Origin of the sequence: Bradyrhizobium sp. A5 (assembly GCF_042076515.1) — a bacterium.
GTDB lineage: Bacteria > Pseudomonadota > Alphaproteobacteria > Rhizobiales > Xanthobacteraceae > Bradyrhizobium > Bradyrhizobium cosmicum.
In genome coordinates this window covers 4,766,929-4,792,823 of sequence record NZ_CP148990.1, presented here as the reverse complement: position 1 = coordinate 4,792,823, position 25,895 = coordinate 4,766,929, and the positions used below count along the sequence as shown (strand labels likewise).

At 64.9% G+C, this 25,895-nt stretch carries 21 protein-coding genes and 1 pseudogene; 6 read left to right on the top strand and 16 right to left on the bottom strand.

Annotation, left to right across the window (positions count from 1 at the left end; genetic code table 11):
- Window positions 1-10 precede the first annotated feature (10 nt).
- From WHZ77_RS22955 to WHZ77_RS22945, 3 genes are read left to right on the top strand one after another with little or no spacing between them, the layout of a single operon-like run.
- Window positions 11-1,381, top strand: a complete 1,371-nt coding sequence (locus WHZ77_RS22955; protein ID WP_375310021.1) for an NAD(P)-binding domain-containing protein — start codon at window positions 11-13, stop codon at window positions 1,379-1,381.
- Window positions 1,378-2,598: an MFS transporter gene (locus WHZ77_RS22950; RefSeq protein WP_375310020.1), complete on the top strand. Its 1,221-nt coding sequence runs from the start codon at window positions 1,378-1,380 to the stop codon at window positions 2,596-2,598. The genes WHZ77_RS22955 and WHZ77_RS22950 overlap by 4 nt, the downstream gene beginning before the upstream one ends.
- Window positions 2,599-2,626: 28 nt before the next feature.
- Window positions 2,627-3,820, top strand: a complete 1,194-nt coding sequence (locus tag WHZ77_RS22945) for an MFS transporter (protein ID WP_375310019.1) — start codon at window positions 2,627-2,629, stop codon at window positions 3,818-3,820.
- Between the two features lie 71 nt (window positions 3,821-3,891).
- On the opposite strand, the gene WHZ77_RS22940 is transcribed toward WHZ77_RS22945, so the two are convergent.
- The 3 genes from WHZ77_RS22940 to WHZ77_RS22930 form a co-directional block, all read right to left on the bottom strand.
- A complete protein-coding gene (locus tag WHZ77_RS22940) occupies window positions 3,892-6,183 on the bottom strand; it encodes a TonB-dependent receptor (protein ID WP_375310018.1) in 2,292 nt (763 codons plus the stop codon).
- A gap of 192 nt (window positions 6,184-6,375) precedes the next feature.
- Entirely contained in the window at window positions 6,376-6,759 is a 384-nt protein-coding gene (locus tag WHZ77_RS22935; RefSeq protein ID WP_375310017.1) for a DUF2946 family protein, read from the bottom strand.
- A gap of 286 nt (window positions 6,760-7,045) precedes the next feature.
- Window positions 7,046-7,375: a cupin gene (locus tag WHZ77_RS22930; protein ID WP_375310016.1), complete on the bottom strand. Its 330-nt coding sequence runs from the start codon at window positions 7,373-7,375 to the stop codon at window positions 7,046-7,048.
- 807 nt (window positions 7,376-8,182) lie between these two features.
- Between WHZ77_RS22930 and WHZ77_RS22925 the strand changes: the two genes are divergently transcribed.
- Window positions 8,183-8,476: a LysR substrate-binding domain-containing protein gene (locus tag WHZ77_RS22925; RefSeq protein ID WP_375310015.1), complete on the top strand. Its 294-nt coding sequence runs from the start codon at window positions 8,183-8,185 to the stop codon at window positions 8,474-8,476.
- Window positions 8,477-8,638: 162 nt separating this feature from the next.
- On the opposite strand, the gene WHZ77_RS22920 is transcribed toward WHZ77_RS22925, so the two are convergent.
- The 3 genes from WHZ77_RS22920 to WHZ77_RS22910 are packed head-to-tail and all read right to left on the bottom strand — an operon-like array spanning window position 8,639 to window position 12,096.
- Window positions 8,639-9,223 (bottom strand): DUF1254 domain-containing protein, encoded by a 585-nt coding sequence (locus tag WHZ77_RS22920; protein WP_375310014.1) that lies wholly within the window; start codon window positions 9,221-9,223, stop codon window positions 8,639-8,641.
- Complete coding sequence (locus tag WHZ77_RS22915; protein WP_375310013.1) at window positions 9,220-9,798, bottom strand: DUF1214 domain-containing protein; 579 nt, start codon at window positions 9,796-9,798, stop codon at window positions 9,220-9,222. The genes WHZ77_RS22920 and WHZ77_RS22915 overlap by 4 nt, the downstream gene beginning before the upstream one ends.
- 9 nt (window positions 9,799-9,807) lie before the next feature.
- Window positions 9,808-12,096, bottom strand: coding sequence for a transglycosylase domain-containing protein (locus WHZ77_RS22910; protein WP_375310012.1), 2,289 nt, complete (start codon window positions 12,094-12,096; stop codon window positions 9,808-9,810).
- Window positions 12,097-12,389: 293 nt separating this feature from the next.
- Between WHZ77_RS22910 and WHZ77_RS22905 the strand changes: the two genes are divergently transcribed.
- Both WHZ77_RS22905 and WHZ77_RS22900 read left to right on the top strand, forming a co-directional pair.
- Window positions 12,390-12,905, top strand: a complete 516-nt coding sequence (locus WHZ77_RS22905) for a YcgN family cysteine cluster protein (protein ID WP_375310011.1) — start codon at window positions 12,390-12,392, stop codon at window positions 12,903-12,905.
- A 155-nt stretch (window positions 12,906-13,060) separates the two neighbouring features.
- A complete protein-coding gene (locus tag WHZ77_RS22900; RefSeq protein ID WP_375310010.1) occupies window positions 13,061-14,647 on the top strand; it encodes an MDR family MFS transporter in 1,587 nt (528 codons plus the stop codon).
- A 13-nt stretch (window positions 14,648-14,660) separates the two neighbouring features.
- On the opposite strand, the gene WHZ77_RS22895 is transcribed toward WHZ77_RS22900, so the two are convergent.
- From WHZ77_RS22895 to WHZ77_RS22850, 10 genes and pseudogenes are all read right to left on the bottom strand, one after another.
- On the bottom strand, window positions 14,661-16,295 hold the full coding sequence (locus WHZ77_RS22895) for a thiamine pyrophosphate-requiring protein (protein ID WP_375310009.1): 1,635 nt from the start codon (window positions 16,293-16,295) through the stop codon (window positions 14,661-14,663).
- 191 nt (window positions 16,296-16,486) lie between these two features.
- The gene (locus WHZ77_RS22890; RefSeq protein ID WP_375310008.1) at window positions 16,487-18,169 is read right to left on the bottom strand and encodes a hypothetical protein; all 1,683 of its coding nucleotides are present in this window, start codon (window positions 18,167-18,169) and stop codon (window positions 16,487-16,489) included.
- A 225-nt stretch (window positions 18,170-18,394) separates the two neighbouring features.
- Window positions 18,395-18,793 carry a hypothetical protein gene (locus tag WHZ77_RS22885; RefSeq protein WP_375310007.1) on the bottom strand — a complete coding sequence of 133 codons (399 nt, stop codon included), beginning with the start codon at window positions 18,791-18,793 and terminating at the stop codon, window positions 18,395-18,397.
- Window positions 18,794-19,657: 864 nt separating this feature from the next.
- Window positions 19,658-21,253 (bottom strand): MBL fold metallo-hydrolase, encoded by a 1,596-nt coding sequence (locus WHZ77_RS22880; RefSeq protein ID WP_375310006.1) that lies wholly within the window; start codon window positions 21,251-21,253, stop codon window positions 19,658-19,660.
- The gene (locus WHZ77_RS22875) at window positions 21,250-22,170 is read right to left on the bottom strand and encodes a ribose-phosphate diphosphokinase (protein ID WP_375310005.1); all 921 of its coding nucleotides are present in this window, start codon (window positions 22,168-22,170) and stop codon (window positions 21,250-21,252) included. Before WHZ77_RS22875 ends, WHZ77_RS22880 begins: the two co-directional genes overlap by 4 nt.
- Window positions 22,167-23,705: a thymidine phosphorylase family protein gene (locus WHZ77_RS22870; RefSeq protein ID WP_375310004.1), complete on the bottom strand. Its 1,539-nt coding sequence runs from the start codon at window positions 23,703-23,705 to the stop codon at window positions 22,167-22,169. Before WHZ77_RS22870 ends, WHZ77_RS22875 begins: the two co-directional genes overlap by 4 nt.
- Before the next feature lie 135 nt (window positions 23,706-23,840).
- Complete coding sequence (locus tag WHZ77_RS22865; protein WP_375314796.1) at window positions 23,841-24,005, bottom strand: Flp family type IVb pilin; 165 nt, start codon at window positions 24,003-24,005, stop codon at window positions 23,841-23,843.
- Window positions 24,006-24,230: 225 nt separating this feature from the next.
- The gene (locus WHZ77_RS22860) at window positions 24,231-24,410 is read right to left on the bottom strand and encodes a hypothetical protein (protein ID WP_375310003.1); all 180 of its coding nucleotides are present in this window, start codon (window positions 24,408-24,410) and stop codon (window positions 24,231-24,233) included.
- A 134-nt stretch (window positions 24,411-24,544) separates the two neighbouring features.
- Window positions 24,545-24,772, bottom strand: a pseudogene (locus WHZ77_RS22855) (hypothetical protein); the annotation flags it as partial.
- 58 nt (window positions 24,773-24,830) lie between these two features.
- On the bottom strand, window positions 24,831-25,805 hold the full coding sequence (locus WHZ77_RS22850; RefSeq protein WP_375310002.1) for a Ku protein: 975 nt from the start codon (window positions 25,803-25,805) through the stop codon (window positions 24,831-24,833).
- Window positions 25,806-25,895: the final 90 nt, after the last annotated feature.

Sequence of the window (25,895 nt, the reverse complement as noted above, 5' to 3'; positions counted from 1 at the left end):
GAGTAGTGACATGAGCGGCGCAAAGACAGTTGCCATCATCGGAGCAGGGCCGGTCGGGCTGGCCGCGGCAGCCCATGTGCTCGAACGCGGCCTGTCGCCGATCGTGCTGGAGGCCGGACCCGAAGCGGGGCATGCGGTTCGCCAGTGGCAACAGGTCCAGCTGTTCTCGCCGTGGGAATACAACGTCGACAAGGCCGCGGCGCGCCTGCTCGCACCGACCGGATGGAATTCACCGGACCCGCAGTCCTACCCGACCGGCGGTGAGCTGCTCGATCGATATCTGACGCCGCTTGCGACAAGGACGCCGCTGCGCGATGTGATCCGCACCTCCAGCCGCGTCTCGGCCATCAGCCGCGTCGGCTTCGACAAGGCGAAGACGAAGGGCAGAGAGCAGGCGCCGTTCGAGATCCGCTATCAGAACGGCAAAGGCCCCGAAGTGCTGCGCGCCGATGCCGTGATCGATACGTCGGGCTCGTGGTTCTCGCCCAATCCGGCCGGCCGCAACGGCTTGCCGGCGATCGGCGAGCGTGAATGCGCCGGCCGCATCGCCTACGGCATGCCTGACGTTCGCGGGGCTGCTCGTGCCAGATATGCCGGCAAGACCGTCGCGGTGCTCGGCGCCGGTCATTCCGCGGTGGGCACGCTGATCGATCTCGTGCACCTCGCCGACGAGGCGCCGGGGACGCAAGCCATCTGGCTGCTGCGCGGCGCCGATCCCGCCAAGGCCTTTGGCGGCGGCCGCAACGACAAGCTTGCCGCGCGCGGCGAGCTCGGCAGCACCTTCGCGGCGCTTGTTGCCGCAGGCAGGATCAAGGTCGAGACCGAATTCGGCGTCACGCACCTTTCGGAGTCCGAAGGTCGCCTCACGATCGCGTCCGGCGGCTGCTGCGGCGCGCGGAGCGTGGTCGCGGACGAGCTGATCGTGTCGACCGGCTTTCGTCCCGATCTGTCGTTCCTGTCCGAGCTGCGGCTGCGGCTCGATCCTGCCATCGAGGCGCCCGTTGCCCTCGCGCCGCTGATCGATCCCAACGAGCACAGCTGCGGCACGGTCCGCCCGCACGGCGCGCGCGAACTCGCGCATGACGAGCCGAATTTTTATCTCGCCGGCATGAAGTCGTATGGCCGCGCGCCGACCTTCCTGATGATGACCGGCTATGAGCAGGTCCGCTCGATCGCGGCCGAACTTGCCGGCGACAAGCAGGCCGCTGCGAGGGTCGAGCTCGTGCTGCCGGAGACCGGCGTCTGCACGCGCGGCGGCGTCGAGTCCGCCGAGGTGGCGTCAGGATGTTGCGGCGGTCCGGCGAAGGAGGAGGCGTCCGCCTGCTGCGCCGTCGATGAAACGGCCAGAAAGGCCGGTGCGTCGGGGTGCGGCTGTTCATGAGCCGAGTCCCTGCGGGCCGGGCCCGAGGTCCGTTCGCCATCGTGTTCGCGCTCGGCACCGCGCAGACCATCGCGTGGGCGTCGAGCTACTATCTCCCGGCCATCCTGGCGGCGCCGATCGCGCTCGATCTCGGTCTTTCGCCGACCTGGGTGTTCGCTGCGCTGTCGGGCGCGCTCGTCATCTCCGGCCTGCTCGGGCCGCGCGTCGGCCATGCGATCGATATGTTCGGAGGGCGGAGCCAGCTTGCGATCTCCAACCTGGTGTTCGCGGCAGGCTTGCTCCTGCTGTCGATGGCTCATGGCGCGGCGGTGCTGATCGCAGCCTGGGTGTTGCTCGGGATCGGCATGGGCATGGGCCTCTACGAGGCGGCCTTCGCAACGCTTGCACGCATCTACGGCACTCATGCGCGACGGGCCATCACCGGCATCACTCTGATTGCCGGTTTCGCCAGCACGCTCGGATGGCCGCTCACGACCTGGCTGGACTCCGAATACGGCTGGCGCGTCGCCTGCCAGGTCTGGGCGGCGATCCACATCGCTCTGGCGTTGCCGCTCAATCTTTCGCTGCCACGCGCCGTCCCATTGGATCAGATGCCTCAACCGGATGCGCGGGCGAGCCCACAACCCGGAGCCCAGAGTGAGACCTTCGCGATGGTGCTGCTGGCTTACATGTTCGCGGCGGCAAGCTTCGTCAGCTCGGGCATCTCGGCCATTCTGCCGACCATGCTGGTTGCCTTCGGCGCGACGCCGGCACAGGCCTTGCTCGCGGGCGCGTTGGTCGGGCCGGCGCAGGTCGGCGCGCGCCTTCTGGAGGCAGGGTGGCTCGGCCGGTTTCATCCGCTGCTCTCGGCGAGGCTGGCCATGCTCATGAACCCGATCGGTGTCGTTGCGCTGGTTCTGGGCGGACCCTTGCTCGCGTCGACCTTCACCGTGCTGTATGGCGCGGGCAACGGCATCATCACCATTGCCCGCGGCACGCTTCCCCTGGTGCTGTTCGGGCCGGCCGGATTCGGCAGGCGCGTCGGCATGATCTCGCTGCCTTCCAGGGTCACGGGGGCCGCTGCGCCGCTCGCACTGGGGCTGATGGTGGAGCACATCGGCAGCAATGCGCTGTGGATCAGCGCGCTCGTCTCGGTCTCGGCCTTCCTTGCGCTCTTGCTGCTTCGCACGGAGCAGGCAACATCGGCGCCGATTCAGGCGGGAGGACAAGATTCGTAAGCTACGTGGCCGTTCCCTGATTGCGGTGATGTGCATCGGTCAGGTCGGCAATCTGCTGCCGCATGTGACACTGTCGGCGAACCTGGCGCAGCATTTGATGCCGGCGTGGGGACTCTCGGCCGCCGAAGGCGGTCTGATGGCGAGCGGCTATGCGTTCGGCTACATGCTCGCGGTGCCCGTGCTGACGACATTGACCGACCGGATCGACGCGCGGCTCGTCCTGCTCTGGGGCTCGATCGTCAGCGGCCTCGCGACCGCGGCCTTCGGCATCTTCGCGCAAGGATTCTGGTCGGCGACCGCGATCTGGTCCCTTGCGGGCCTCGGATTTGCCGGCGCCTACATGCCGGGCCTGAAGGCGCTGACGGACCGGCTTCCCGCCGGCGACACCTCACGCGCCGTCACGCTGTACACGTCGAGCTTCTCGGTCGGTGTCGGCCTCTCGTTTCTGGTGGCGCAGCTGATCGCCGACCATTGGGGATGGCGGACCGCCTTCCTCGTCACCGGCTTCGGACCGATCGCAATGGTCGTCGCTTGCCTCCTGATGCAGGGGCAGCGGCCCGCGCCGAAGGCGGGACGCCTGCTTAACTTCGCGCCCGTCTTCGCCAACCGCGAGGCGCTCGGCTATATCCTTGGTTACGGCGCCCACTGCTTCGAGCTCTACGGCATCCGCACCTGGCTTGTCGGCTTCTGGACCTTCGTCGTCGCCCATCAAGGCGCGCCGTCATGGTTGGGCCCCGTCGTACTGAGCTTCTGTTTTGCGGTGATCTCGATGCCCGCCAGCATCCTCGGCAACGAGGCTGCGCTGAAATTCGGCCGTCATCGGGCGATCACGATTGTGATGATCGCGTCAGCCTGCGTCGCGCTGGTCATCGGCCTCAACGCGACCGCGCCCGCATGGGTGCTCGCGCTGCTGCTGCTCGTCTATGGCCTGACTGTGCCCGCCGATTCCGGCGCGTTGACCGCGGGCATGTCGGCCGCCGCCGTCTCCGAACATCGCGGCGCGACCCTGGCCCTGCACTCGACGGTCGGCTTCGGCCTCTCGGCGCTCGGCGCCTGGGGCACCGGCGCCGCGCTCGACGCGGCCGGCGGCCCGCAGAGCGCGCGCGGCTGGCTGCTGGTGTTCATCGTGCTCGCGGCGGGAATCGCGGTGGGGCCGTTGGCGTTGCTGTGGGCGCGGAGGGCTGACGCCCGAGAGAATTTGCCGGGATTGAACTCAAAGTGAGACGACAAGCGATCGTCAGCCGGACCTCACGCGGCAAACGCGTGTGCGTTGCCGCGTGACGTCTGACATCTTCAGAAGCTGACGCCCAGCCGCGCATTGAACGAGCGCCCCGGTCCCTTCACGTTGTAGCCATACGCCGCCGACGATCCCATCATCGAGACGACCTTGTAGTCGACCAGATCTGCGCCGCCGAGCGGCAGGTAGTAGTTCTGGTTGAACAGATTGTCGATGCCGAGGTCGAGGCGCACGTGCTGCCACTGATAGCCCGTGCGCAGATTGACCAATGCATATGATGGCGTCGTCAGCTCGTTGCGGGTCTGGTTGACCTGGTCCTTCGAGCCGATGAGCTGCAGCTCGACGCTGTTGGTCCAGCCGCCGAGGCGATGGTCGAGCGCAAGCTTCGCGTTGACAGGCATCATGTGGTAGAGGTCCGCGCCGTCGGTGCGCTGGCCGCGGACATAGCCGATCAGGCCGCGCAGCTGGCCCTGACCATAGACCGGATTGTCCCACACGCTCAGCCGGCCCTCGAAATTGACGCCGTAGAGCGTCGCGTCGTGATTGGCGAACTGCAGGTAGACGAAGCCGGTGCTGGTCGTCAGGTTGGCCGGATTGCTGGCGAGGCAGCTTGCGGTCGCGCAGCGGTCGACGTCGATATAGTCCTGCACGTAGCTCGCATACGGCGTCACCTTCACGTCCCAGATCCGTTGCGCGGGATCGTGCCATCCGGCGGTGAAGCTGACGGTGTGGGCCTTCTCGGGCTTGAGGTCGAGATTGCCGACATAGCCGTTGCCATCGCCGAACCAGCCGATCATCTGCATCGCCATGGCATTGGTGGACCAGGCGTAGCGCTCGTAGAGATTGGGCGATCGCGTCTTGCGCGCAAAGCCGAGCTCGTACTGGCTGACATCGTTCGGCTCGTAGCGGAGGAGGGCGGAGCCGTCGACATGAACGTCGGTGCGGGCGTGGTTGACGGCGTTGAACGCGGCCGCGTCCGCGCCGTAGTCCATGTCGTTGTATCCCTGCACATTGCCGGTGTTCATCCACACCACATCGTTGCGCAGGCCGACGATCGACGTCCATTGCCGGTCCCAGTGGCGTTCCCACTCGACGAAGGTCCCGACGCGGTCGCGCGTGCCGCCGTTGATGTTGATGAAGGTGTTCGGGCTCATCATCATCGATCCCGCCACAGGGCTCCACCAATCGTCGAGACGGTTGACCGCCAGCTCATTGCCGATTCGCAGCAGGTCGTGACCGGAGAGAGCCACCGTCGCCTTCACCGCGTAGCCGCCGTCGAGACCTTTGGTGTCCATCGGCATGTCGCTGACCTTGTCGGGCGCGATGAACCCCATGGTGTGCCGGATCTGGTGCACGAAGGCGCTGGCTTCGAGCTTGCCCCAGTCGAACACGCCTTCGTAGCGGCCGTTGGCATACAGGCCGCGGTTGTAGACCATGTCCATGTACTGGTTGACGTAGCCCTGGTACGGAATGAACTGGCCACCGATCTGGAACGTGAAGAGGTTGCCGAACGTCTGCTTCGAGACGCTGATCGAATGGTTCTGGGTCTCGTAGAGCGTCGACTTGATCGTCGATCCGTCGCCCGCCTTGTAATCGCTCGCACGGACCCAGCCACCGGTATAGGTGACGCTGGTGTCGCGGTTGGCGACCGTCGCGGTGGCATCGACCCCGTACGCATTGCCGTTGCTGCGGAAGAAGCTCGACAGCTGTGTGCTGGTCACCCAGCCGGCCTGTTCCGGCACGAAGGCCGGCGGCGCGGTCGTCACGTCGATGCGGCTGCCGATATAGTCGCCGCCGACCGACACCGGGCCGACGCCGAGATAGGCCCGCATCTTCGCGATCATCGCCGGATTGACGAACGACAGCGGCGGATTCATTTCGTTGGGACAGGCTGGGCTGATCAGCATCGAGTTGACCGCGACCTGCAGCCTGTCTGCGCCAAATCCGTTGATCGCCGGCAGGCTGGACACGCCGCCGGCGCCCCATGTGGCGCCGCCGGGCAGGTCGGTGACGAGCGAGGCGGAGTCGCTTGACGACAGGCCGCGGTCGAAGCCGGCGCTTGGCGGCAGTTCGGCGGACGCTGGCACTGAATTCCGACGTTCATCTGCCGCCGCCCTGACTCGCTGCGGTGTTGCAGCAGCCGGCGCGGCGGCGACAATGCCACGCGGCTTCCGTTTGCGCTGTTGCGGGGCATCCACGGTCACGGGCGAAAGTTTCTGCTGCGCTTGCGCGAATGCTGATGTGGCGAAGGGTGGAAGCAGGGCGATGGTGGCGAGCAGGGCGGGCGGGACGAGCACCGTCGTCGCGGCCAGGATGGACCGGTGCAGGCTGATTGATGGGTTCGGCATATGCGTGTTTCTATTCTTGGCCAGCGGTTGCGCTGACGCGTGACGGAAGCAGGGCGAGCTTTGGCAGCCCCTGCCGATGATGCTGGAAATAGCGGGTGGACAAGCCGCTCTGACTCCGTGCGCGCGCCAAACGCGGGAGGGGGCACGAGAGCAGAGCCGGTCAGGCGACGTTCGCGCCGGACTGGCGCAACGTCAGGTCAGTGCGGGAGGTCCACGGGACAGGTGGTCGAACGATCGTGCGTGGGCGACGATCCGCTGACGAAAGGAGTAGACCGCACTCGCCGTGAGCGGAATGCGCTCGGCCAGCGTGGATTGGGGCGATGGCAGCGCACCGGAAACATAATGCCCCACGCAGAGCGGGCAGTGCGCGGTCGTCTTGCCGCTGTGCTTGTCGGTGTCGGTTCGCGCGACATCTGCGCTTTCGCTGCTGATGCAGAGCTCATGAGCGCCCGCCGCTGCGAGAGGGGAAATGCTTGCGACGAGAATGCTGGACAGGATGACATTGAAAACCAGAGCGTAGGCCGCAATAAATGCAGCGCCCCATCCGATCCGTCGCTTGAAAGCGAGCCCCGTCATCACTCAATCCCTGTGGATGCACTACCACAGCGAGAGAGCGAGTCAAACGCGCGCAAAGACGCATTGGGCCGAACGTCTCTCAGTGTTGCCTGGCCGCCACGTTGAACCACACGGATCGAGTCGTCTATGGGATTTGGTGCTGCGGAGAGGATAACGGTTCGACGATTTATCGCGATGTCACACGTGATTGCCGTACACTTCCAGACCGTCCGCGACCGCCAATAATTGGCGGCGCTGACATCGCTGCCGCTTCTTGTTTCGAGGCCTCTCGCGCCGCGCTCCCCCGTCAGCTCCCGAGAAGGATCGTGAGAAGGAGGGAGGAATCTTCGATGCCGTCCAGCGAATGGATCTCGCCGCCCGTGAGGTAGACCCACTCGCCAGAACTCAACACGACCGCAGAATCCGCCAAGCCAAGCGATATTCGTCCTTCCAGGCAGTGGAGCATGATGTTGCCGGGCACCTTGTGCGGGGCGATTTTCGTCCCGGCCAGGACGATCAGCCGGACCGCCTCGAAATGTTCGGATTTTATGATCGCTGCCGTTTTGGCGTCCCTTAATTTGCCTCCAAGCGGACGCAAATCGACGATCTCTCCCGGTTTCGCGTGCTGCAATGCCACGACGTACTCCCTCGCTTCGCTTCGACCGGCTACCGACAGCCCACGAATGATGGCAATCGGTCCCGGCCACGCAGCATTACTGCCGTTTCCTCGGCTGCGCAATTAATCGCCCTTTTCCGCGGCTGCATGCGGCAACAGCGGAAAGAGAGCGCTGTCCTACTCCGGATTCTCTCTCGGCTGCGTCGGCCTCATGCAGCGCGAGGATTGACGACCGTATAGCCTCTAAGCGAACGAGCGTGAAGGCGCGTAGCGTGTCCCCCCGAGTTAGCGTCGTATGCCAACCAGGTGTCGCCGCCGATGTGCTGTTCCAAAACAAAGACATGTCCGTGTCGCGCTGCGACCATTCCAGGCGCTGGGGCTGCACGCGGGAAGCGCAGCCAATTGGATGCAAGGTTCAATTCAGGCACGATACGTCCGAACACCCGTACTGCAGCCCCGCAACCACAGAAAGAACGAGGACAACCGGCCGGGCGACCTCCAATCACTCGTCCTCGGCTTACGTCGAGACCGGCAACGGAGATTTGGCTTTCGGAGTTTCGCTCCCTAAGTTGCGACCGTCGCGGATTGGTTTGGCGGCGTTCTTGCGAATAGGAAAAGTCGCAAGGCATGGTCACATTGCATTCGGTTGGATGAGCGGGACGGAAAGTCCGGGCTTCAGAAGCGATCGGCCCAACGAGGGTAAAGACTAACGCAACTAGCGCATTCTTAAACATGCAGGACTCCAAATGTTACAGTCCTGCCCCGCAGCTAGAAACCAATACGAATTAGGCGAAATTTGGTCCGAAATGGCCAGGAGCGCTCATGCTCATGGCGCCGAAGACGCCGCGCGAACTGGCGGAACATCGCTGCATCGGCTACCGGCTCGTCAAGTCAGGTGGCCTCTACGCATGGGATTTTGAGGAGAAAGGACGCCGGTTCGAGGTGCGCGTCGAAGGTCCGCTTGTCTTCAACAATGCAGACCTCATGCGTGATGCCGCCCTCGCGGGCCACGGTCTTGCTTACATGCACAACGATATGATCGCGGCTGACGTGATGGCAGGGCGGCTCAAGCGCGTTCTCGATAAATGGATGCCGACCTTTCCAAGCTGCCATCAGCTTTGAGCACGACAACGTCTGCTACGGCCGGAAGCGGAAGCTGTGTTCCCGCAGGTAGAGTGACGGCTTGGCGCGAGTTCAAGAACACGAATGATCTCAATGCCCCCGCTACTGTGCATGGGGTTGTTTTCGCAGTTTTTGTTTTGAGCTCGAGGAAACGGCCGCGCGTCAGCGCCGTCCGCGCGGCGCCTCGGCCTTGGCGGGCACTTCGGTCTGCGGCGCGCAGGTCGCAGCCTGAAGCGAGGCCTGCGCCTGCGGCATCAGGCCGGGCTCGGCGGCGAGCGCCTTCATCACGATCAGGCCCGTCGCGGTCGGGGAATCGATGATCAGGCGGTCGGCCGCGGTGATCTCTTCGTCCTCGGGCAGCTCGCTGTGCTGCGCTTCCGTCATCAAATCGAGCTCGATCACCTTGCGGCCCGCCGAGCGGTCGTTGATGGCGTAATAGGCGATCTCGTTGCGGGTGTAGAACGACACCGAGGTGTAGGACTGGCTCACCGGCACCATCAGCTTGATCGGCCCGTTCGACAGATCGTAGCGGCAGATCGCCAGCGCAAAGGCCGGGTCCATGAATGGCATCGGCGAAGTGTTGGGATCGGCGAGCGGAAGCTGGGTGACGCCGTTCAGCCGGGTCATCGGCGTCAGCCGCGAATAGGCGTCTTGCGTCGCAATCCGCGGCAGCGCCAGCACGCTGACGAGATGGACCACGAGGCCCAGCACCACACCCGCGACGATGGTGAACAGCAGGCGGATCATGAGCAGCCCACCGTCGAAATCGTCGGCATCGGCGCATCGCGCTGGGTGCGGGTCGCGACCCCGACCGGCGTGTCGTAGAGCCGCAGCATCAGCGAGTAGCGCTCGATGCCGCCGGTCGGCAGCCAATTGCCGGCGCGCGAGCGCGAGGCGATGTGGATCTCGAACGAGCCGTCGGACTGCCGCACGATCTCCTGGCTGGTGAAGCCGTAGCGCTGCAGCGAATTGGCGACGAGGTGACCCTTGCGGTCATACAGCGTCAGCGTCCAGAACCGCGCCGGCGGCGTCACGCCGGAGACGACGATATCGCAGCGGCCATCGAGCGCTTTCTTCTTGTCATCCGCGGTCGCGGTGAAGGCGACGCCGTCGCCGGTGCCGATCGGCAGCTCGCCGTTGCGCACGATGGTGGCGCGCGAATAGGGATCGACGTCGGCGGTGCCGGTGCGCGGGCGCGCGGTCCAGGGGCCGATGGTCAGCGCGCCGATCTCGGTGCCGCGCGTCGTCGTCATCCAGGTCGCGCCGACGCCGACCGCGGTCGCGAGCAGGAGGGCCGTCAATGTGGTCAGGATCAGCCGCACTTGTTTCGATCAGTTCTTGCGCGGGGCGGACGCGTTCGCATTTTCTTCCGCATAGTTCTGCGGGAAGGCGAGCGCGCTGGTCGATGAAGCCGGCTTGGGCTGTTTGCCGTCGTCGGCCGTGGATTTGTTCGCGGTCCTGGCGGCGTCATCGAGCAGCTTCTCGACGCGCACCAGGATGTCGGCGCCACGCTTGGTCAGCACGGGGGGCGGACCGGGCTTGGTCTCCAGCACCTTCGGCGCCGCATTGGCCTGCGCGTTGGCAACGCGTTCCGGCGGCAGCTTCTGTCCCATGCCGACGCCGGGAATTTCCCGGACCTCGACGCCCTGATGCGCCGCGAGCATGATGTCGTGCCAAGTCTGCGCCGGCAGCGAGCCGCCGGTCATACGGTTGGTCGGCGAGTAGTCGTCGTTGCCGTACCAGACAGCGCAGCTGAAATTGCCGGTGTAGCCGACGAACCAGGCGTCGCGATACGCGTTGGTCGTGCCGGTCTTGCCCGCGGTCGGAATGCCGTCGAGCGCGGCGCGGCGCGCGGTGCCTTCGCTGACGACGTGGCTCATCATGCCCGCCATGTCGGCGGCGATGTTCGGCGGAATGGCCTGACGCGGCTTCGGCCCGTCGCGGTCCCAGCGCCAGACGAGATCGCCGGCGCCGGTGCGCACTTCCAGCACCGAATGCGGCGTCACCGACTTGCCGCGGTTCGGGAAGGTCGCGTAGGCGACGGCGTGCTCGAGCACGGTGACTTCGTCCGAACCGATCGGCATCGACGGCGTGTCGGGCAACGGCGCCTTCAGGCCGAAGCGGCGGGCCACCTCGACGATCTTGGCGCGGCCGACCTTGGCCGGGTTCGGCGCCTTGGGCTCGTTCTTCTGGCCGATGGCGATCGACAGCTTGACCGGCACGACGTTGATCGAGCGCGTGATCGCCTGCGTCAGCGTCACCGCGCCGGAATAGGAATGGCCATAGTTCTGCGGACACCAATTGCCGATGCAGACCGGGCCGTCTATCACGATCGAGTTCGGCGTGAAGCCGTTCAGCAGCGCGGTGGTGTAGACGTAAGGCTTGAACGACGAGCCGGGCTGGCGGTAGGCGTCGACGGCGCGATTGAACTGGCTGGCGCCATAGTCGCGGCCGCCGACCATGGCGCGGATGCCGCCGTCGAGATCGGAGACCACGGTTGCCGCCTGCGTCGCGTGATAGTCGCGGCCGAACTGGCGCAGCTGGTTCTCGATCGCGTCTTCGGCGGCCTTCTGCACGTTGGTGTCGATCGCGAGGCGCACCACGAAGACGCGCTCGGTGTAGGATTTCGGGAAGGTGTCGACCAGCTTGCGCATCTCGTCGAAGGCGTAGTCGAGATAGTAGTTCGGCGAAGCCTCGTCGCGGCGGTCGACCGCGAAGGCCGGGTTGCGGCGGGCGCCGAACACCTGGCCCTCGGTCATGAAGCCGGCATCGACGAGGTTGTCGAGCACGACGTTGGCGCGGGCGCGGGCGGCGGGCAGGTTGATGTGGGGCGCGTACTTGGTCGGCGCCTTGAACAGGCCGGCGAGCATCGCGGCTTCCGACAACGTCACGTCGCGCGCCGACTTGTTGAAGTAGAAATGCGCCGCGCCATCGACGCCGAAGGTGCCGCCGCCCATATAGGCGCGGTCGAGATAGAGCTTGAGGATCTCGTTCTTGGTCAGGCGCCATTCCAGCCAGACCGCGAGGAAGGCCTCGTTGACCTTGCGCTCGATGGTGCGCTCGTTGCTCAGGAACAGGTTCTTGGCGAGCTGCTGGGTGATCGAGGAGCCGCCCTGGCGGACGCCGCCGGCCTGGGCGTTGGTGACGAGCGCGCGCGCGGTGCCGGCGATGTCGATGCCGAAATGCTCGTAGAAACGGCGGTCTTCGGTCGCCAGCGTCGCCTTGATCAGGACGTCCGGAAAATCTTCCAGCGGGATCGAATCGTTGTGCTTGATGCCGCGGCTGCCGATCGGGTTGCCGTAGCGGTCGAGGAAGCTCACCGCCAGATCGGACTTCTTCAGCCAGTCCTCGTCCGCGGTCTCGCGGAAGGCGGGAATGGCGAGCGTGAGCATCAGGACCAGGCCGCCGAGCCCGAGCGTCGCGGCCTCCGACAGCGGCTCGATGAACACCCAGCGCTTCCACCGCCCGACATAGAACCGGTCCATGAAGGTCGAGTAGCGCTCATAGAGCTCGCGGATGCCCTTGGCCGAGGAGAACAGCGAGGAGTCGATGCGCGCGTCGAGGTCCAGAAAGAAATTCCGGATGCGGCTCTTCCAATTGGATGGTGTGTTCTGGACCACCTGGAACCCTTGAGGCTCTCTGCGTCAGCGTTCAAGCACCCGGCCGGGGCGGCAGCGAGACGTCTTGCGGGATTGTTGCGGCAAACCCAAGGCGCCCGGTTCGCGTCCGAGGGGACTTGCCGTTCCTTCTAGCCGAGCAGGGTCCATAAACCAATGGTCAGGCTCGCGATTTTGAACAACAGGCCTAATTGAACCCCGGTTCATTACGGGCTTCACGGCGGCGTTGCTTGCAGCATCCCGGCCGCTCGCCCTAGATAGCGCCAGCCGTAGCTCTTTCGAATTTGTTGAGGCGCATGACCGCAGCTCCCAAACGACCTTCAGCCCAGGAAGGATTCTTCTGGAAAACCAAGACGTTGGAAGAGATGTCGGGGCCCGAATGGGAAAGCCTGTGCGACGGCTGCGGTCGCTGCTGCCTGAACAAGCTCGAAGAGGAGGACACCGGGGAGATCTATTACACCCATGTCGGCTGCAAGCTGCTCGATGCCCAGACCTGCGGCTGCAAGGACTATGCGAATCGTTCCGACAAGGTTCCCGACTGTGTCCGCCTGACCCCTGCCAACGTCCGCACCTTGAATTGGCTGCCGGCGAGCTGCGGCTACAAGCTCGTCGCTGAAGGCCGCGACCTCTATTGGTGGCACCCGCTGGTCTCGGGCGATCCCGACACCGTGCATGAGGCCGGCGTCTCCGTCCGCGGACGGGTCGAGGGCAGCGAGGAGGAGATCCCGGATGCGGATCTCGAGCACCACATCGTGCAATGGCCGGCGCAGCTGCCGAAACGGGCACGCATGAAGCGACGCCCGAAGGACTGATCCGCCGCGCCGCCTGGATCACTTGTTCGGGATGGCCCGGGGGTGGGATGCTCCCATGCGCGGCGGTGCCTGCCTGAGAAGAACTTTGCTGTCTACATTGCCTCGATAGAACGAATCCTCCGCGGCGTTGCGCCGCCTCACGGCTTCCGATCGAGATGAACAAGTTCGACCGGCAGAGCAGTTCTGCCGACCTCCAGACGTTGCCCGACGAGATCGCCGAAGAGCTGTCCCGCCTTCCGGGCGAGGTGTTGAGCATCGACGACGCTCCCTCGCTCGCGCCGCCGGCGCCGCTGTCACAGGACGAGGTCCGCACCATCGTGATCAGCCTGATGCTGACGATGTTCCTGGCAGCCCTCGACCAGACCATCGTCGCCACCGCGCTTCCGACCATCGGCCGCCAGTTCAACGACGTCTCCAATCTCTCCTGGGTCATCACCGCCTATCTGCTCGCCTCGACCGCGGTCGCGCCGGTGTTCGGGACGCTCAGCGACATCTATGGCCGCAAGGCCATGATCATCATCTCGCTCAGCCTGTTCGTGGCGGGCTCAGTGCTGTGCGCGATCGCGCCGAACATGCCGATGCTGATCCTGGCGCGCGGCCTCCAGGGGCTCGGCGGCGGCGGCATCATGCCGGTGGTGCAGACCGTGATCTCCGACGTCGTGAGCCCGCGCGAGCGCGGCCAGTACCAGGCCTACTTCTCCAGCGTCTGGATGGTTGGCGGCATCCTCGGTCCGGTCATCGGCGGGGTGTTCGCCGAGCATCTACACTGGTCGATGATCTTCTGGATCAACCTGCCGCTCGCGGCCGCAGCGATCGTGATGTTGCTGCCGAAGATGAAGAAGATCCCGGTGTTCCACCGCAAGCGCAAGGTCGACTGGCTCGGCGGCGTGCTGCTGATGGCTTCTGCCGTCGTCTTCATGCTGGTGCTGACCTGGGGCGGCACGCGCTATCCCTGGCTCTCGCCGACCGTGCTCGCGATGGTCGGCGGCGCCGTGGCGCTCGCGGTCAGTTTCGTCTGGCACGCGCGCCGCGCCGACGAACCGTTCCTGCCCTTGAAGCTGCTGACGGGAAAGGTCGCGCCATTCGCATTGACGGCCGGTGGCTGTGGCCTTGGCGCGATCACGGGTCTCACCGTGCAGCTCCCGCTCTATTACGAGTCGGTCTACCATTTGAGCGCCAGCGAGGCGGGCCTTGCGCTGATCCCGCTCGCGGCGGTCTCGACCATCGGCGCGGCCGTCGCCGGCCGCACCATGGCCCGTGCCAAACACTACAAGCGCGTCGCCATCATCGGCACGTCATGGGCCGCGATTTGCGCGCTGGGCCTCACGCTCACCACCTTGCCGCTGTGGGGCCTGCTGACGCTGATGGCCGCGTTTGCGCTCGGCCTCGGCACGACCTTCCCGGTCTGCGTGGTCTCGCTGCAGAACTCCGTCGCGCGTCCGCAGGTCGGCACCATCACCGGCGCGATGAACTTCTTCCGCTCGCTGATGTCCTCGTTCACGGTGGCGGCCTTCGCGGCAATCCTGTTGATCGCGCTCGGCGCCGACGTTCCGCTCGCCGGCGAGCATTACGCCGCGGGCAGCGTCGCGATTCCCGCCGACGACATGCGGCACGCCTTCCGCTACGTCTTCGGCGCCGCCACCGCGCTGATGGCCACCGCCTCGCTCTGCCTGATCATGATGGAGGAACGGCCGCTGGCCGGTCCCGCCACAGCGACCGGTCAGGTGGAGATGGCGGAATAGGGGGCTATTCGGCTCACGTGCCGGGGCGCGACACCTCGGTCTCCTTGCTGGTGATGAACTCCAGCAGCACCGGCACGCCTTCCCTGGTCTTCTGGATGCCGCGCTTGATCGCGGGGATGATGTCCTCGGGGCGGGTCACGCGCTCGCCGTAGCCGCCGAAGGCGCGCGCCATCGCGGCATAGTCGCCGGAGATGTCGGTCGAGCGATATTTCTCGGTCGAGATCGGCATCACCTTCAATTCGATCGCCATCGAGAAATTGTTGAGCAGGATCGACATGATCGGGATGCGCTCGCGCACCGCCGTCTCGAAATCCATGCCCGTGAAGCCGATCGCCGCGTCGCCCCAGACATTGATGCAGAGCTTGTCGGGCCTGGCGAGCTTTGCGCCCATCGCGAGGCCGAGGCCGTAGCCGAGCTGCGTGGTCTTGCCCCAGCCGAGATAGGAGAGGGGTGTGACCGCCTTCCAGAACGGCGAGAGCTGGTCGCGCGGGCTGCCGGCATCATGGGTGATGATGGTGTTCTCGATGTCCACGGTCTGTTGCAGGTCCCACAGCACGCGATAGGGACTGAGCGGCGCGTCGTTGCTGGTCAGCTTCGGCATCCATTTCGCCAGCCACTCCTCGTGCGAGGCCGCCATCTCCGCCGCGACGGCCGATGCATCGCGGTTCGCGGTGACAGTCTTGCCGATCTCCTCCAGCAGCGCATCGAGCACGAGGCCGGCATCGCCGACGAGGCCGATCTTCGCCTCCACGTCCTTGTTGAGATGGTTCGGATCGAGCGTGGAATGGATGATCGTCTTGCCCTTCGGCATCGCGATGCCGAAGCTTGTCTCGGTGAAGGAGCAGCCGATGCCGAAGATGACGTCGGCCTCGGCGAGGAATTTCGGGACCGCGCGCGGCACCGCGAGGCCGCCGGAGCCGAGCGAGAGCGGATGCGTCTCCGGAAACGACGATTTGCCGCCGAGGCTGGTGGTGACGGGGATGGCCAGCCGCTCGGCCAGCCGTTTCAATTGCGGCCAGGCCTGCGCGTAATGCACGCCCTGGCCGGCATAAATCACCGGCCGCCTGGCGTTGATCAGCAGGCTAGCTGCCTCTTTCACATGGACAGGGTCGGCGCCGTAGCGGGTGCGCAGCACCGGCGTGTAGTCCAGCGGCTCCGGCACCTCCTCGTTCCACATGTCGGCGGGGATCTCGACGATGACAGGCCCGCCACGGCCGTTCTTCAATTTGGTGAAGGCGCGGCGGAAGATGTTGGTGACCTCGGCCGCCAGGATGATCGGCTCGGACGATTTCGAGAACGCCTTCATCGCCTCGCTGGAATTGAAGTTCGGCTCGATATGCGCGAGCCGCCGCTGATAGCCCATCGGCAGCACCAGCACGGGCACGGATTCGCCGAAGCACTGCGCGACGCCGCCCATCGCATTCTCCGCACCGGGCCCATGCTGCATGCAGAACGCGCCGATCGTGCGCCCCGATGTCACCCGCGAGATCGCATCCGCCATGTGCACCCCGACCCGCTCCTGCCGCACCATCACGGGCCGGATCTCCGCCTTTGCCGCGTGCTCGATCAGATGGTTGACGGGATAGCCGCAGAGGATCTCGATCCCCTCGCGCTTCATGATTTCCGCAATGGCGGTGCCGAGCTTCATGGCGTCTCTCTCCCTGGCGAGGCCGGTTGATCCGGCTGGTTGGGGAGAGAGGATCAGGAAATTCGGAGCGGGTAAAGCGCCGCTCGCTGCTCGTGCGGGGAGGTCAGCCATGCAGTTCGGCTTCGCCGATCGGAATGACCGATCGGCTCTTAAGCGCCCGCCAGCAGGCGGCTTGCCGATAACAGGCCGCGTTAGCCGGAGATCACGATGTTCGCATTGCTGCCGGGAAGCGAACCCTGCGGCTGTGGATGCTTCTTGAGCGCAAACTGTGCCGCGAGGGCCAACCCAAATGCCATGCTGAATGTCGTGCCGGTCGCGATGAACTGCAGCTTGCTCGCAACCCAGATTGCGTCGGGCGGTGCAGTCAGGGACAACAGGTTTGGCAGGAGCAGGAGAACCGTTCCGACCGCGAAGACGAAGCAGTTCAGCAATCGCCACCAAACTGTCGCAGCAGAATTGTCGATATCTGGCAGATCGGAGCAGGACTGTCTGTCCAGATAATAGGAGACGTAGACCGAGACGAGCGCAGGCCCCAGCCCCCATTGCAGCATTCTGAAATACAGGTCGGGATACGGCAACTGGCTAAGCGAGGGCTGGCCAAAATAGTGCACCGCAGCCGTCAAGCCTGCCGGCCCGACCACGAACGACACCAGGAAGGTCCAGCAGTACGTGACCAGATGAGACTGACCGGTATCGACTCCCAATGTACTCAGGATCCATCGCAGAAGCAGCACCACGACGATCGCCAGCCCGTAATTGCAGAGTGCATACAGCACCCACGCCAGCAAGCGGTTTGGGTCCTGTCTCAGAACGATGCCCTGGCCGTCGATGAAGTCATAAGCGACGGCCGAAACGATAACTCCGATATAGACCGAGAAGATCAGGGCAATGGCGTAGATGATCCAGTACTGCAAGGGGTTACTATGGGTCGCGGCGTCGATGTCTATTCCAAACTCCTTGGCCTCGGTGCACAAATTGTTTCTCAGGCCATTGCGGTAGATCAGATAACAGGCAACGAGCCTGGCAAAATTGTCGTGAAGTTCCCTGATCGTTTGAGGGAACGTCGTTAGTTCCAAGTCCAGCGCACTGCCGGACTTCCATCGAGCCATAGTAGAAGATGCCCATTGGAACTTTTGAGCGAGCTGCTCGAAAGCAAAACTATCTTCGGTGAAGAAAGTCGCATCTGCTCGGAATTCGCGGCGTTGCGTCAACCACCATCTCATGTAGCAGACCTCCGCCCACATCCGGTCGGGTGTCCTGGGGCCTTTTGAAAAATCTGCTTCCGTCACTCCCGCCGCGCTCGCAATCACTTCTGCGGTCGTCTCGGCGGGCACGCGAAGCGCAAATCTTATCTGCGCGATGATCTGCTTGGCGAGCTGGGGAACGCTGATCCAAGTGTGGATGACGTCACGCATCATCAGGAGGGCGTTCCACGGGGCCTCCTTGGTGAGAAGGTACAGGTAGACGGCACCCATGGCGGCGACGACGATAAGGTAGGGTGGAGACTGGGTCTTGACCGCCTCGAGAATAGCCTCCGGAATCGCCGGAACGAGCGGGGCCAGCATGATGACTTGCCGGTTTTCCTCAACGAGCAACAGGAAGAAGCCGCAGGCGAACAAGACGAAGGCCGAACTTCCGAGCAGGTATTGCCGGTGGCTGGTCATATACTTTGGAAACGTAGGGACGTCGGCAACGGGAACGGCACGGCCGAAGGCCTGCCATGCCAACCGGGCCGCCACGGTCAATCCCAGCAACGTGATAGCCCATTGGGCCACTTGGGGAAGAAAGTCGCCGACGGCGTTGCCCCCTTGATCGGCGAGAGCGGGACTACAAACCAAAACAGCCGTGATGACAACGGGAACAAGGCGTGCCATTTCCGAAACTCCCCTAATGCAATGAGGCGCAGTCTCGAACTGGTTTGGATCCGTGGGGACCCATCCGGACGCTACACCCGAATGTGGAGGTGGTCTGTGAGGGAGTTCACACGCTTCGCGGCGTCGCATGCCACGCAAAGATCGCTGCCGCGAGACGACGATCCGGATAGCGCGTAACCGTTCGGACTTGCCGCCGTTGCCTCAGTGGTGCGGTGCCGCTGGCTCTCACTTGCAGTTCTTGCAGATCGTCAGCTTGCGCTTCAGCGCCTCATCCTCCAGTTCATTCGATTGCCGCGCCGTGGTACCGCTCGTGTCCAGACTGGGGTGGGCGCGTGATTTCGTGGAGCGCGTCGATTGATTGGGCGTGTCATTGTCCTCGACGGTGTCGACGCTCAAGCCATCGTAGTCGACGGCTGGATTCGGTCCCGATGGGAGTCCGCTGATCGCCGGTGTCGACGACACCCTGTCGGATGCTGCGGGTGAATTCCTGGCGCCCACCTGTGGCGGTGCTTTGGGCGGAGCAAGCGAAACCGGCGGAGTAGTTGGAGTCTGCCCTTGCGCGCCATCCTGCGACCAGACGCCAGCCAAGCTGAGGCTGAAAGCCAACAAAATCGTGCGTCTCATCGGCATCCTTCGAAGAACTGGGTTCAATGATGATAGCATGGCGAGCCAAGGCGAAGAAATATCAGCACTCACAGGCCCGTCAAAGTTGACGGAAATGCGGTGCGCGTGGCCGCAGGGCTACGATCCCTAGTGTTACCCGACAGGCGAAACACGCCAGCGCTGGGTCAATGTCGCCTTCATAAAATATTCGTATTTACAGAAATTCGGTTTTGTCGTATGCATCGCGCCATCCCGCCCGCCACAAGGGGCGTTTCGCGATCGTCACGGGACGCGGGCAGGGATGCGGTGGCCGCGACGGCGTCGGCGCGCGAGGTTGGTTGCAGGGCGGAAATCCCGTGAGCAGCTGCCTGCGCGGTACGACACGGCGCTGACAGCGTTTCTGTTCGGTCTCGACGGTGAGCGCACGCCAGCCGTCGGGGGCGCGGGCGGGAATGTGCGCGGACGGAGAAGTCGTGTGGTCCTGACGCCCGGGGTCTGTGCGTCAAGTCCTGCGGTGATGTGGCGGCCAACCGGTGCGCGCATCAGTCATCCGTAAGGGCGACGGGGGCAATAGTGCATCGCTCCCCGAGGAGAGCACGAAGGACACCGTTAAAACCATCCGCGCAGGGAGGGCCGGGCGACCGGCACACCTGTCGTCCACCCCGTGCGCGTTCTCCAGCACACGCGGGACAGTGGGTGCCAGCCGGCGCCCGGCCTTCCCTGCGCCCTTTCTATGAGGGCGACGCAACGAAGCAAAGCTCGGGCGAAACAAGCCGCGAGGTCGCGAAGCCGTGTCCGCAACTGAATGCATCGTCAGGGATGCGCCATCCACCCCACACTCCGTCATTGCGAACGCAGCGAAGCAATGATGAGATCGGGGAGAAGCTATGCCTTCTCCTCCAGCGCGCGCCGCAGCCTCCGGATGATGACGCCGCGGGCGCGGTCGTCGGCCGCCGCGCCAACCTTGTCGCTGATGTCGAGCACGAGTTCGGACATTTCATTGTGCCAGTCGAGATGGGTGACGGCCTCCGGTGCCAGACGCCGGCGATGGTCGACGTCGAGCACGCGCGGTTCGGGCGCGGCGAGTTCATAGATGTCGTCCAGCATCGGCTGGTAGACCTTGGCCGCGGGAACGATGCGTTCGGCGACGCGCTCGGCGAGCCCCGCGATGGCGTCCTCCTCGCCGTGAACCAGGAACAGGCCGCGGGCGATCGGGCGGCGTGCCGCGATCCAGCTGGCCATTCCGGCGCCGTCGGCATGGCCGGAATATTCGTCGATCATGCGAATCCGCGCAGCGACCCTGATTTCCTCGCCCTGGATCCGCACGGCCTTGGTGCCGTTCTGGAGGAAGCGGCCGAGCGTGCCGTTGGCCTGGAAGCCGGCGAGCAGCACGGTCGCACGCTCGTTCCAGAGCCAGCGCTTCAGATGATGGCGGATGCGGCCGGCATCGCACATGCCGCTCGCCGCGATGATGATGTGAAATCCGGACAGCCGCATGATCGCCTTGCTCTCCTCCGGCGTCTCGGTGAACTTGAGATGCGGCGAATTGAGCAGGCGGTCAGCATCGACGGTCGGGTCGAGGCTCGCGGCGTGCTGGCGGAACACTTCGGTGGCACGGATCGCGAGCGGCGAGTCGAGGAAGATCGGGGCCGTCGGAATCTCGCCGTGCTCCATCAGCTCGACGAGATCGACGATCAGCTCCTGGGTGCGCTCGACCGCGAAGGCGGGGATCAGCAGCGCGCCTCCGGCGGCGGCCGCATCGCGCACCTCGGCAGCGAGATGCTGCCTGCGGAGCGCAGGTGTCGTGGGGGCACGGAGCCGGTCGCCATAGGTCGCTTCCGAGATGACATAGCCGAGGTCGGAAGGCGCCTCGGGATCGGGCTGGAGCAGCTTGGCCTCCGGCCCGACGTCGCCGGAAAGCAGCACGCGCAGCGGACGCGGCGAACCTGGCTCGGCGATTTCGAGCTCGATCGAGGCGGAGCCGAGCAGGTGGCCGGCATTCCAGTAGCGGGCGCGGACGCCAGGGATCACGTCGGTCCAGCGTTCGTAGTCGACGGCACGGAACGATTGCAGCGTGGCGATCGCGTCGGCCTGCGTGTAGATCGGCTGCACTTCCTTGCGGCCGCGCGCCGCGTTGCGCCGGTTGAGCTGCGCGACTTCCGATTCTTGGATGCTGCCGGCATCGGGCAGCATGTAGGAGCAGAGGTCGATGGTGCCGCGCGTGGCCAGGATCGGTCCCTCGAATCCCGCGCGCACGAGCTTCGGCAGCAACCCGCTGTGGTCGATGTGCGCGTGCGTCAGCAGCACGGCGTCGATATCGGCGGGGCGGAACGGGAAGGCGCCGTAGTTGAGCTCCTTGAGTGTCTTCTGTCCCTGGAACAGGCCGCAATCGACCAGGAAACGGCCGGATGCCGTCTGAAACAGATAGCTCGAGCCGGTCACGGTGCGGGCGGCGCCGCAAAATCTGACGGTGATGCTCATGGTGTCGTCTCCGGCGAAGGGGTCTTGGTCAGTTCGGACCGCAGGGCGGCCGCGAGGGTTTCGTCGAGCGCGATCGCGTTGGTCGGATGCGGCACGCTGTCGGTCGAACGAACAGACCGGATGCCGGCGTCGGCGAATGCACCGACCATCGCAGGCGGAAACAGCGCGTGGGTGATGACCGCGTCGACGCTGGTCGCGCCCAGCGCTTTGAGCGCCTTCGCCGCCACCATCAGGGTGGTTCCGGAGGAGACGATGTCGTCGGTCATCAGCGCCGGCCGCCCTGCCAGCAGGGCGGCATCGGCAAAATGGATCTCGACGGAGCGATCGCCGCGCCGCAACTTCCGCGCGACCGTATGCTGCAGGCCCAGCCGCCCCGCGAGGTCTTTCACCCAGGGTTCGGATTCGGCATCGGGGCCGATGACGATTGTTGCGGGATCGACGCCGGCTGCCGCCAGCGCGTCGGCAATCGCCGGCATTGCGGACAGGTTCGCGGCCTCGATGCCGGGAAATACGGCGCCGATGTCGGGGGTGCGATGCAGGTGCGCATCCACGGTGACGACGCGGTCCACGATCGTCGCAAGCAGCGTGCCGATGGCATGCTGGCTGATGGCCTCGCCCGCATGAAACGCGATGTCCTGGCGCATGTAGCAGAGATAGGGCGCGACCAGCACCAGCCGCTTCGCGCCGCCGCGGCGCAGCGCCTCCGCGGCGAACAACAGGGCGATCAGCTTGTCGTTCGGCTGATCGAGCGGGGCATAGAGGATGGTGGTGTCTGCAACTGGCGCGACCGCGACGCGCAGTTCGCCGTCCGGAAAGCGGTGCAGCGCGATCTCGTCGCAGGCAAGGCCAAGCCGCGCCGCGAGGCGCCTGGCCGCATCGGTGCCGAAGGGCAGGGTCTGGAGCGAGATGGTGCTCACGATGCCTTGCCCAGGAGGGCCTCGTGACCGTTGACGATGTAGCCGGTCTGCTCTGCGGCCGCAGAGGTAGCCAGATCATGCTCGGGGCGATCGAACGTGTAGACACGATAGAGCGGCTCGCCTTGCTCGACCCGGTCGCCGATCTTCTTGAACAGGCGGATGCCGGCGCCCTTGTCGAGCGGCGCGCCGGCGGTCCGGGCCAGGCGATTGAGGCGCAGGCAGTCGATCGCGGACACCACGCCGTCGCTCGCAGCCTTGACGTCGAAGCTGAGCGAGCCCAGCTCGGTGTTGCATGTCGAGGGCCCCTGCGCGTCGATGATCTTCTGCATCTGTTTCAGCGCCGCGCCGCTGTCCAGGAGTTCGCGCGCCCGCGCATAGCCGGCGCCGCCACGCAGCTTCGGATCGTATTCCAGCAGGTGCGCGGCGAGCCGCAGCGATTTCTCGCGCAGATCGCGCGGTGCGTCCGGATCGTTGCCGAGCACCGCCATTACGTCATTGGCCTCGAGCACGGGCCCGATGCCGTTGCCGATCGGCTGGCGGCCGTCGGTCGTGATCACCTCGACCGTGCGGCCGAACCGGTCGCCGACGAATTCGAACAGCTTTCGCAGCCGCATCGCCTCGACGGCGGTGGTGACCTTCGCGGTCGGCCCGACCGGAATGTCGATCAACAGATGGGTCGAGCCCGCCGCGATCTTCTTCGACATGATGGAGGCGACCATCTGCTCGCGGGTATCGAGGCTCAGGGGGCGCTCGACCGAGATCAGGACATCGTCGGCCGGCGACAAATTCACGTGCCCGCCCCAGATCAGGCAGCCGTTGCACGCCGAGACGATCGCCTTCATCTCCTCGACGCCGACATTGACGCGCGCCAGAACCTCCATCGTGTCGGCGGTGCCGGCGGGCGAGGTGATGGCGCGCGAGGAGGTCTTGGGGATCGGCAGGCCGTGCGCGGCGACGATCGGCACCACCACCATCGAGGTGCGATTGCCCGGAATGCCGCCAATGCAGTGTTTGTCGACGACGATCGGATCCGGCCACGTCAATTGCGTGCCGACCTGCGCCATCGCACCGGTGAGGGCCAGGAGCTCATCGCTGGTGATGAAGCTCGCCGAACCGATCAGGAAGGCGGCGATCTCCATGTCGGAGTAGCGGTAATGTGCGAGGTCGTCGATGATCGCGCGGATCTCGGCCTCGCTCAATGTGCGGCCGCGGATCTTCGCGCGTACCGCCTCGAGGCTCTCGGGAGGAGTGGCGGGTGTGACCGCGACCAGCGTGCCGGCCGGTTCGGCGAAACGGCGGAATGCGGGCTCGGACAGGCCGATCTCGTCGTGGGCGGCCAGCGTGTCGTCATCGGTGATCAGCAGCGTCGCCAGCAGCACCTTGCCGTTGAGGCGGAGCTCGACGCGGCTGAAGCCGCGAAAGATCTCGGCGCGCAGCGCCTTCGATCGCCTCGAAATGACGACGACGTTCTCGCGGCCGGTGTCGAGGTGAACGCGGCGAATCTTCAGTTGGGGACGGTGAGGATCAGGTTGCATGGACGGCGCCGGCGGGGAGGGCTGAATTGATGCTAGACCGCCGGAGTCGCGATGCGCTTGACGCAGATCATGGTCGCGCGGTCGGCGCAACCTGGACGGAGCGCACGATCAGGTTCGCTTCGAACTCGGCTGCCGCTACTTCAGCGACGTACTGATCGAGTTGAATTTGTTGTTGAGGAGCGCGCTGCCCGTGTTGTTCACGACGGTCACGATGGCAAGCGCTATGCCGGCGGCGATCAGGCCGTACTCGATGGCGGTGGCGCCAGTCTCATCGGCAAGGAAAGACTTAATCAAACGCATTGCCAACTCCTGTTCATCCGGCCCAAATCTATGACCGTGTCGTTTTCGAACCGGTAAATTGATCGAATAGAGTTTTATGGCGCGCCAAAACAATTGAGCCCGCAGATGCGCGCCTTCGCCTGATACGATGGCACTCATTAAATTTGGGTTCCATCGATCGATCCAAATGGATGCAAATTGGCCGGCCATCGCGGAACGGGCATGATGACGTGCTTTGTGAGCCCGTCAGCGACGGATCGGGGGGCTCGCCGCGCCATGGAGGCGTCGCTTCAGCGCGCCTGCGAGGCGATCGACCAGATCCTTCACCGTGCCCGGCCGCGACCGCGCCACCGTGTCCGCGGCCTGCTCGTTCGCCGACGCGTCGTTCACGATGCTGATGTAGTTCTTTCTGACGTCCTGCTGCACGGAGTGCAAACCCTGGTTCGATCGGCGAGTTCGACCATGGTCTGCGCAACGGCAATCGGCGGTTAATTTTGTCTCCCGTAGGAATACCCTTGCCGGGGCCGCTTAACCGATTGTTGAGCATATTGATCGCCGTGCCGTCCGTCCGCATTCAGCGCCCGCAACATCGCAATGCGGGCGAACATCAGCCAGCCGCCGCCGGTCTCGGCCGCATGGATCAGGGTCTCGATCGCGGTCTGCCAGTGGGCTTCGTGCTGCGCGTCCTCGGGCAGCTGCATGATGTAGTCCGCCGCCTGCTGCAGCGTCAGCAGTCTGCGCTTGCCGCCGATCTGAACGGGATCGTCGAATGCCGTCGACCAGGGCATGTCAGGCCGGCCGATCGGCGAGGGGAGACATCACGGGGCGATGGCAGACGCGACGCGTCTACCCGGCCTTCTTCGCCCGCGCCGCCGTGCGCACCGGCTTGTCGGCCTTCCTCGAAGCTTCCTTGGGGGCCGCTTCCTTGGCTGTTGTTGTCTTGCCACCTTTGCCGGCGATCGGGAGCAGCATCTCGCGCTGGCCCTCGACGCGCTTCTTCGGCTTCTTGCCCTTGGCGACCTTGGCCGCGGGCGCGACGTCCTTCTCGCTCGCGAGGCTCTTCTTCAGCGCGTCCATCAGGTTGATGACGTTGCCGCTGCTCTTCGGCGTCACCTTGGCCGCGATCGGTGCGCCCGCGCGCTTCTTGTTGATGAGATCGATCAGCGCGGTCTCGTAATGGTCCTCGAACAGCTCGGGCTCGAACGTGCCGGACTTCTTCTCGACGATGTGCTTGGCGAGGTCGAGCATGTCCTTGGTCAGCTTCACGTCCTGGATGTCGTCGAAATAGTCCTTCTCGCTGCGCACTTCGTAGGGATAGCGCAGCAGCGTGCCCATCAGGCCGCTCTCCAGTGGCTCCAGCGCGATGATGTGCTCGCGGTTGGTCAGCACCACGCGGCCGATCGCGACCTTGTCCATGCTGCGGATGGTCTCGCGGATCACCGCGAAGGCGTCGTGGCCGACCTTGCCGTCCGGTACGAGATAGTAGGGACGGATCAGGTAGCGGCTGTCGATGTCGGTCTTCGGCACGAATTCGTCGATCTCGATCGTGTGCGTCGAGTCCAGCGCGATGTCGTCGAGCTCGTCCTTGGTGACTTCGATATAGGTGTCGGTGTCGACCTTGTAGCCCTTGACGATGTCCTCGGAGGTCACCTCGTCGCCGGTCTCGGCGTCGACCTTGAGGTACTTGATCCGGTGGCCGGTCTTGCGGTTGATCTGGTTGAACGACACCTTCTCGGTATCCGAAGTGGCCGGATACAGCGCGACCGGGCAGGTCACGAGCGACAGACGCAGAAAACCCTTCCAATTGGCGCGGGGGGCCATGGGCTACTCCAAACGCAACAGGGACAGACTTATGAGGATACCATCGAGGAACGGCGAATCATAGCAAGGCACGCTGCGGAATCTTGCAAC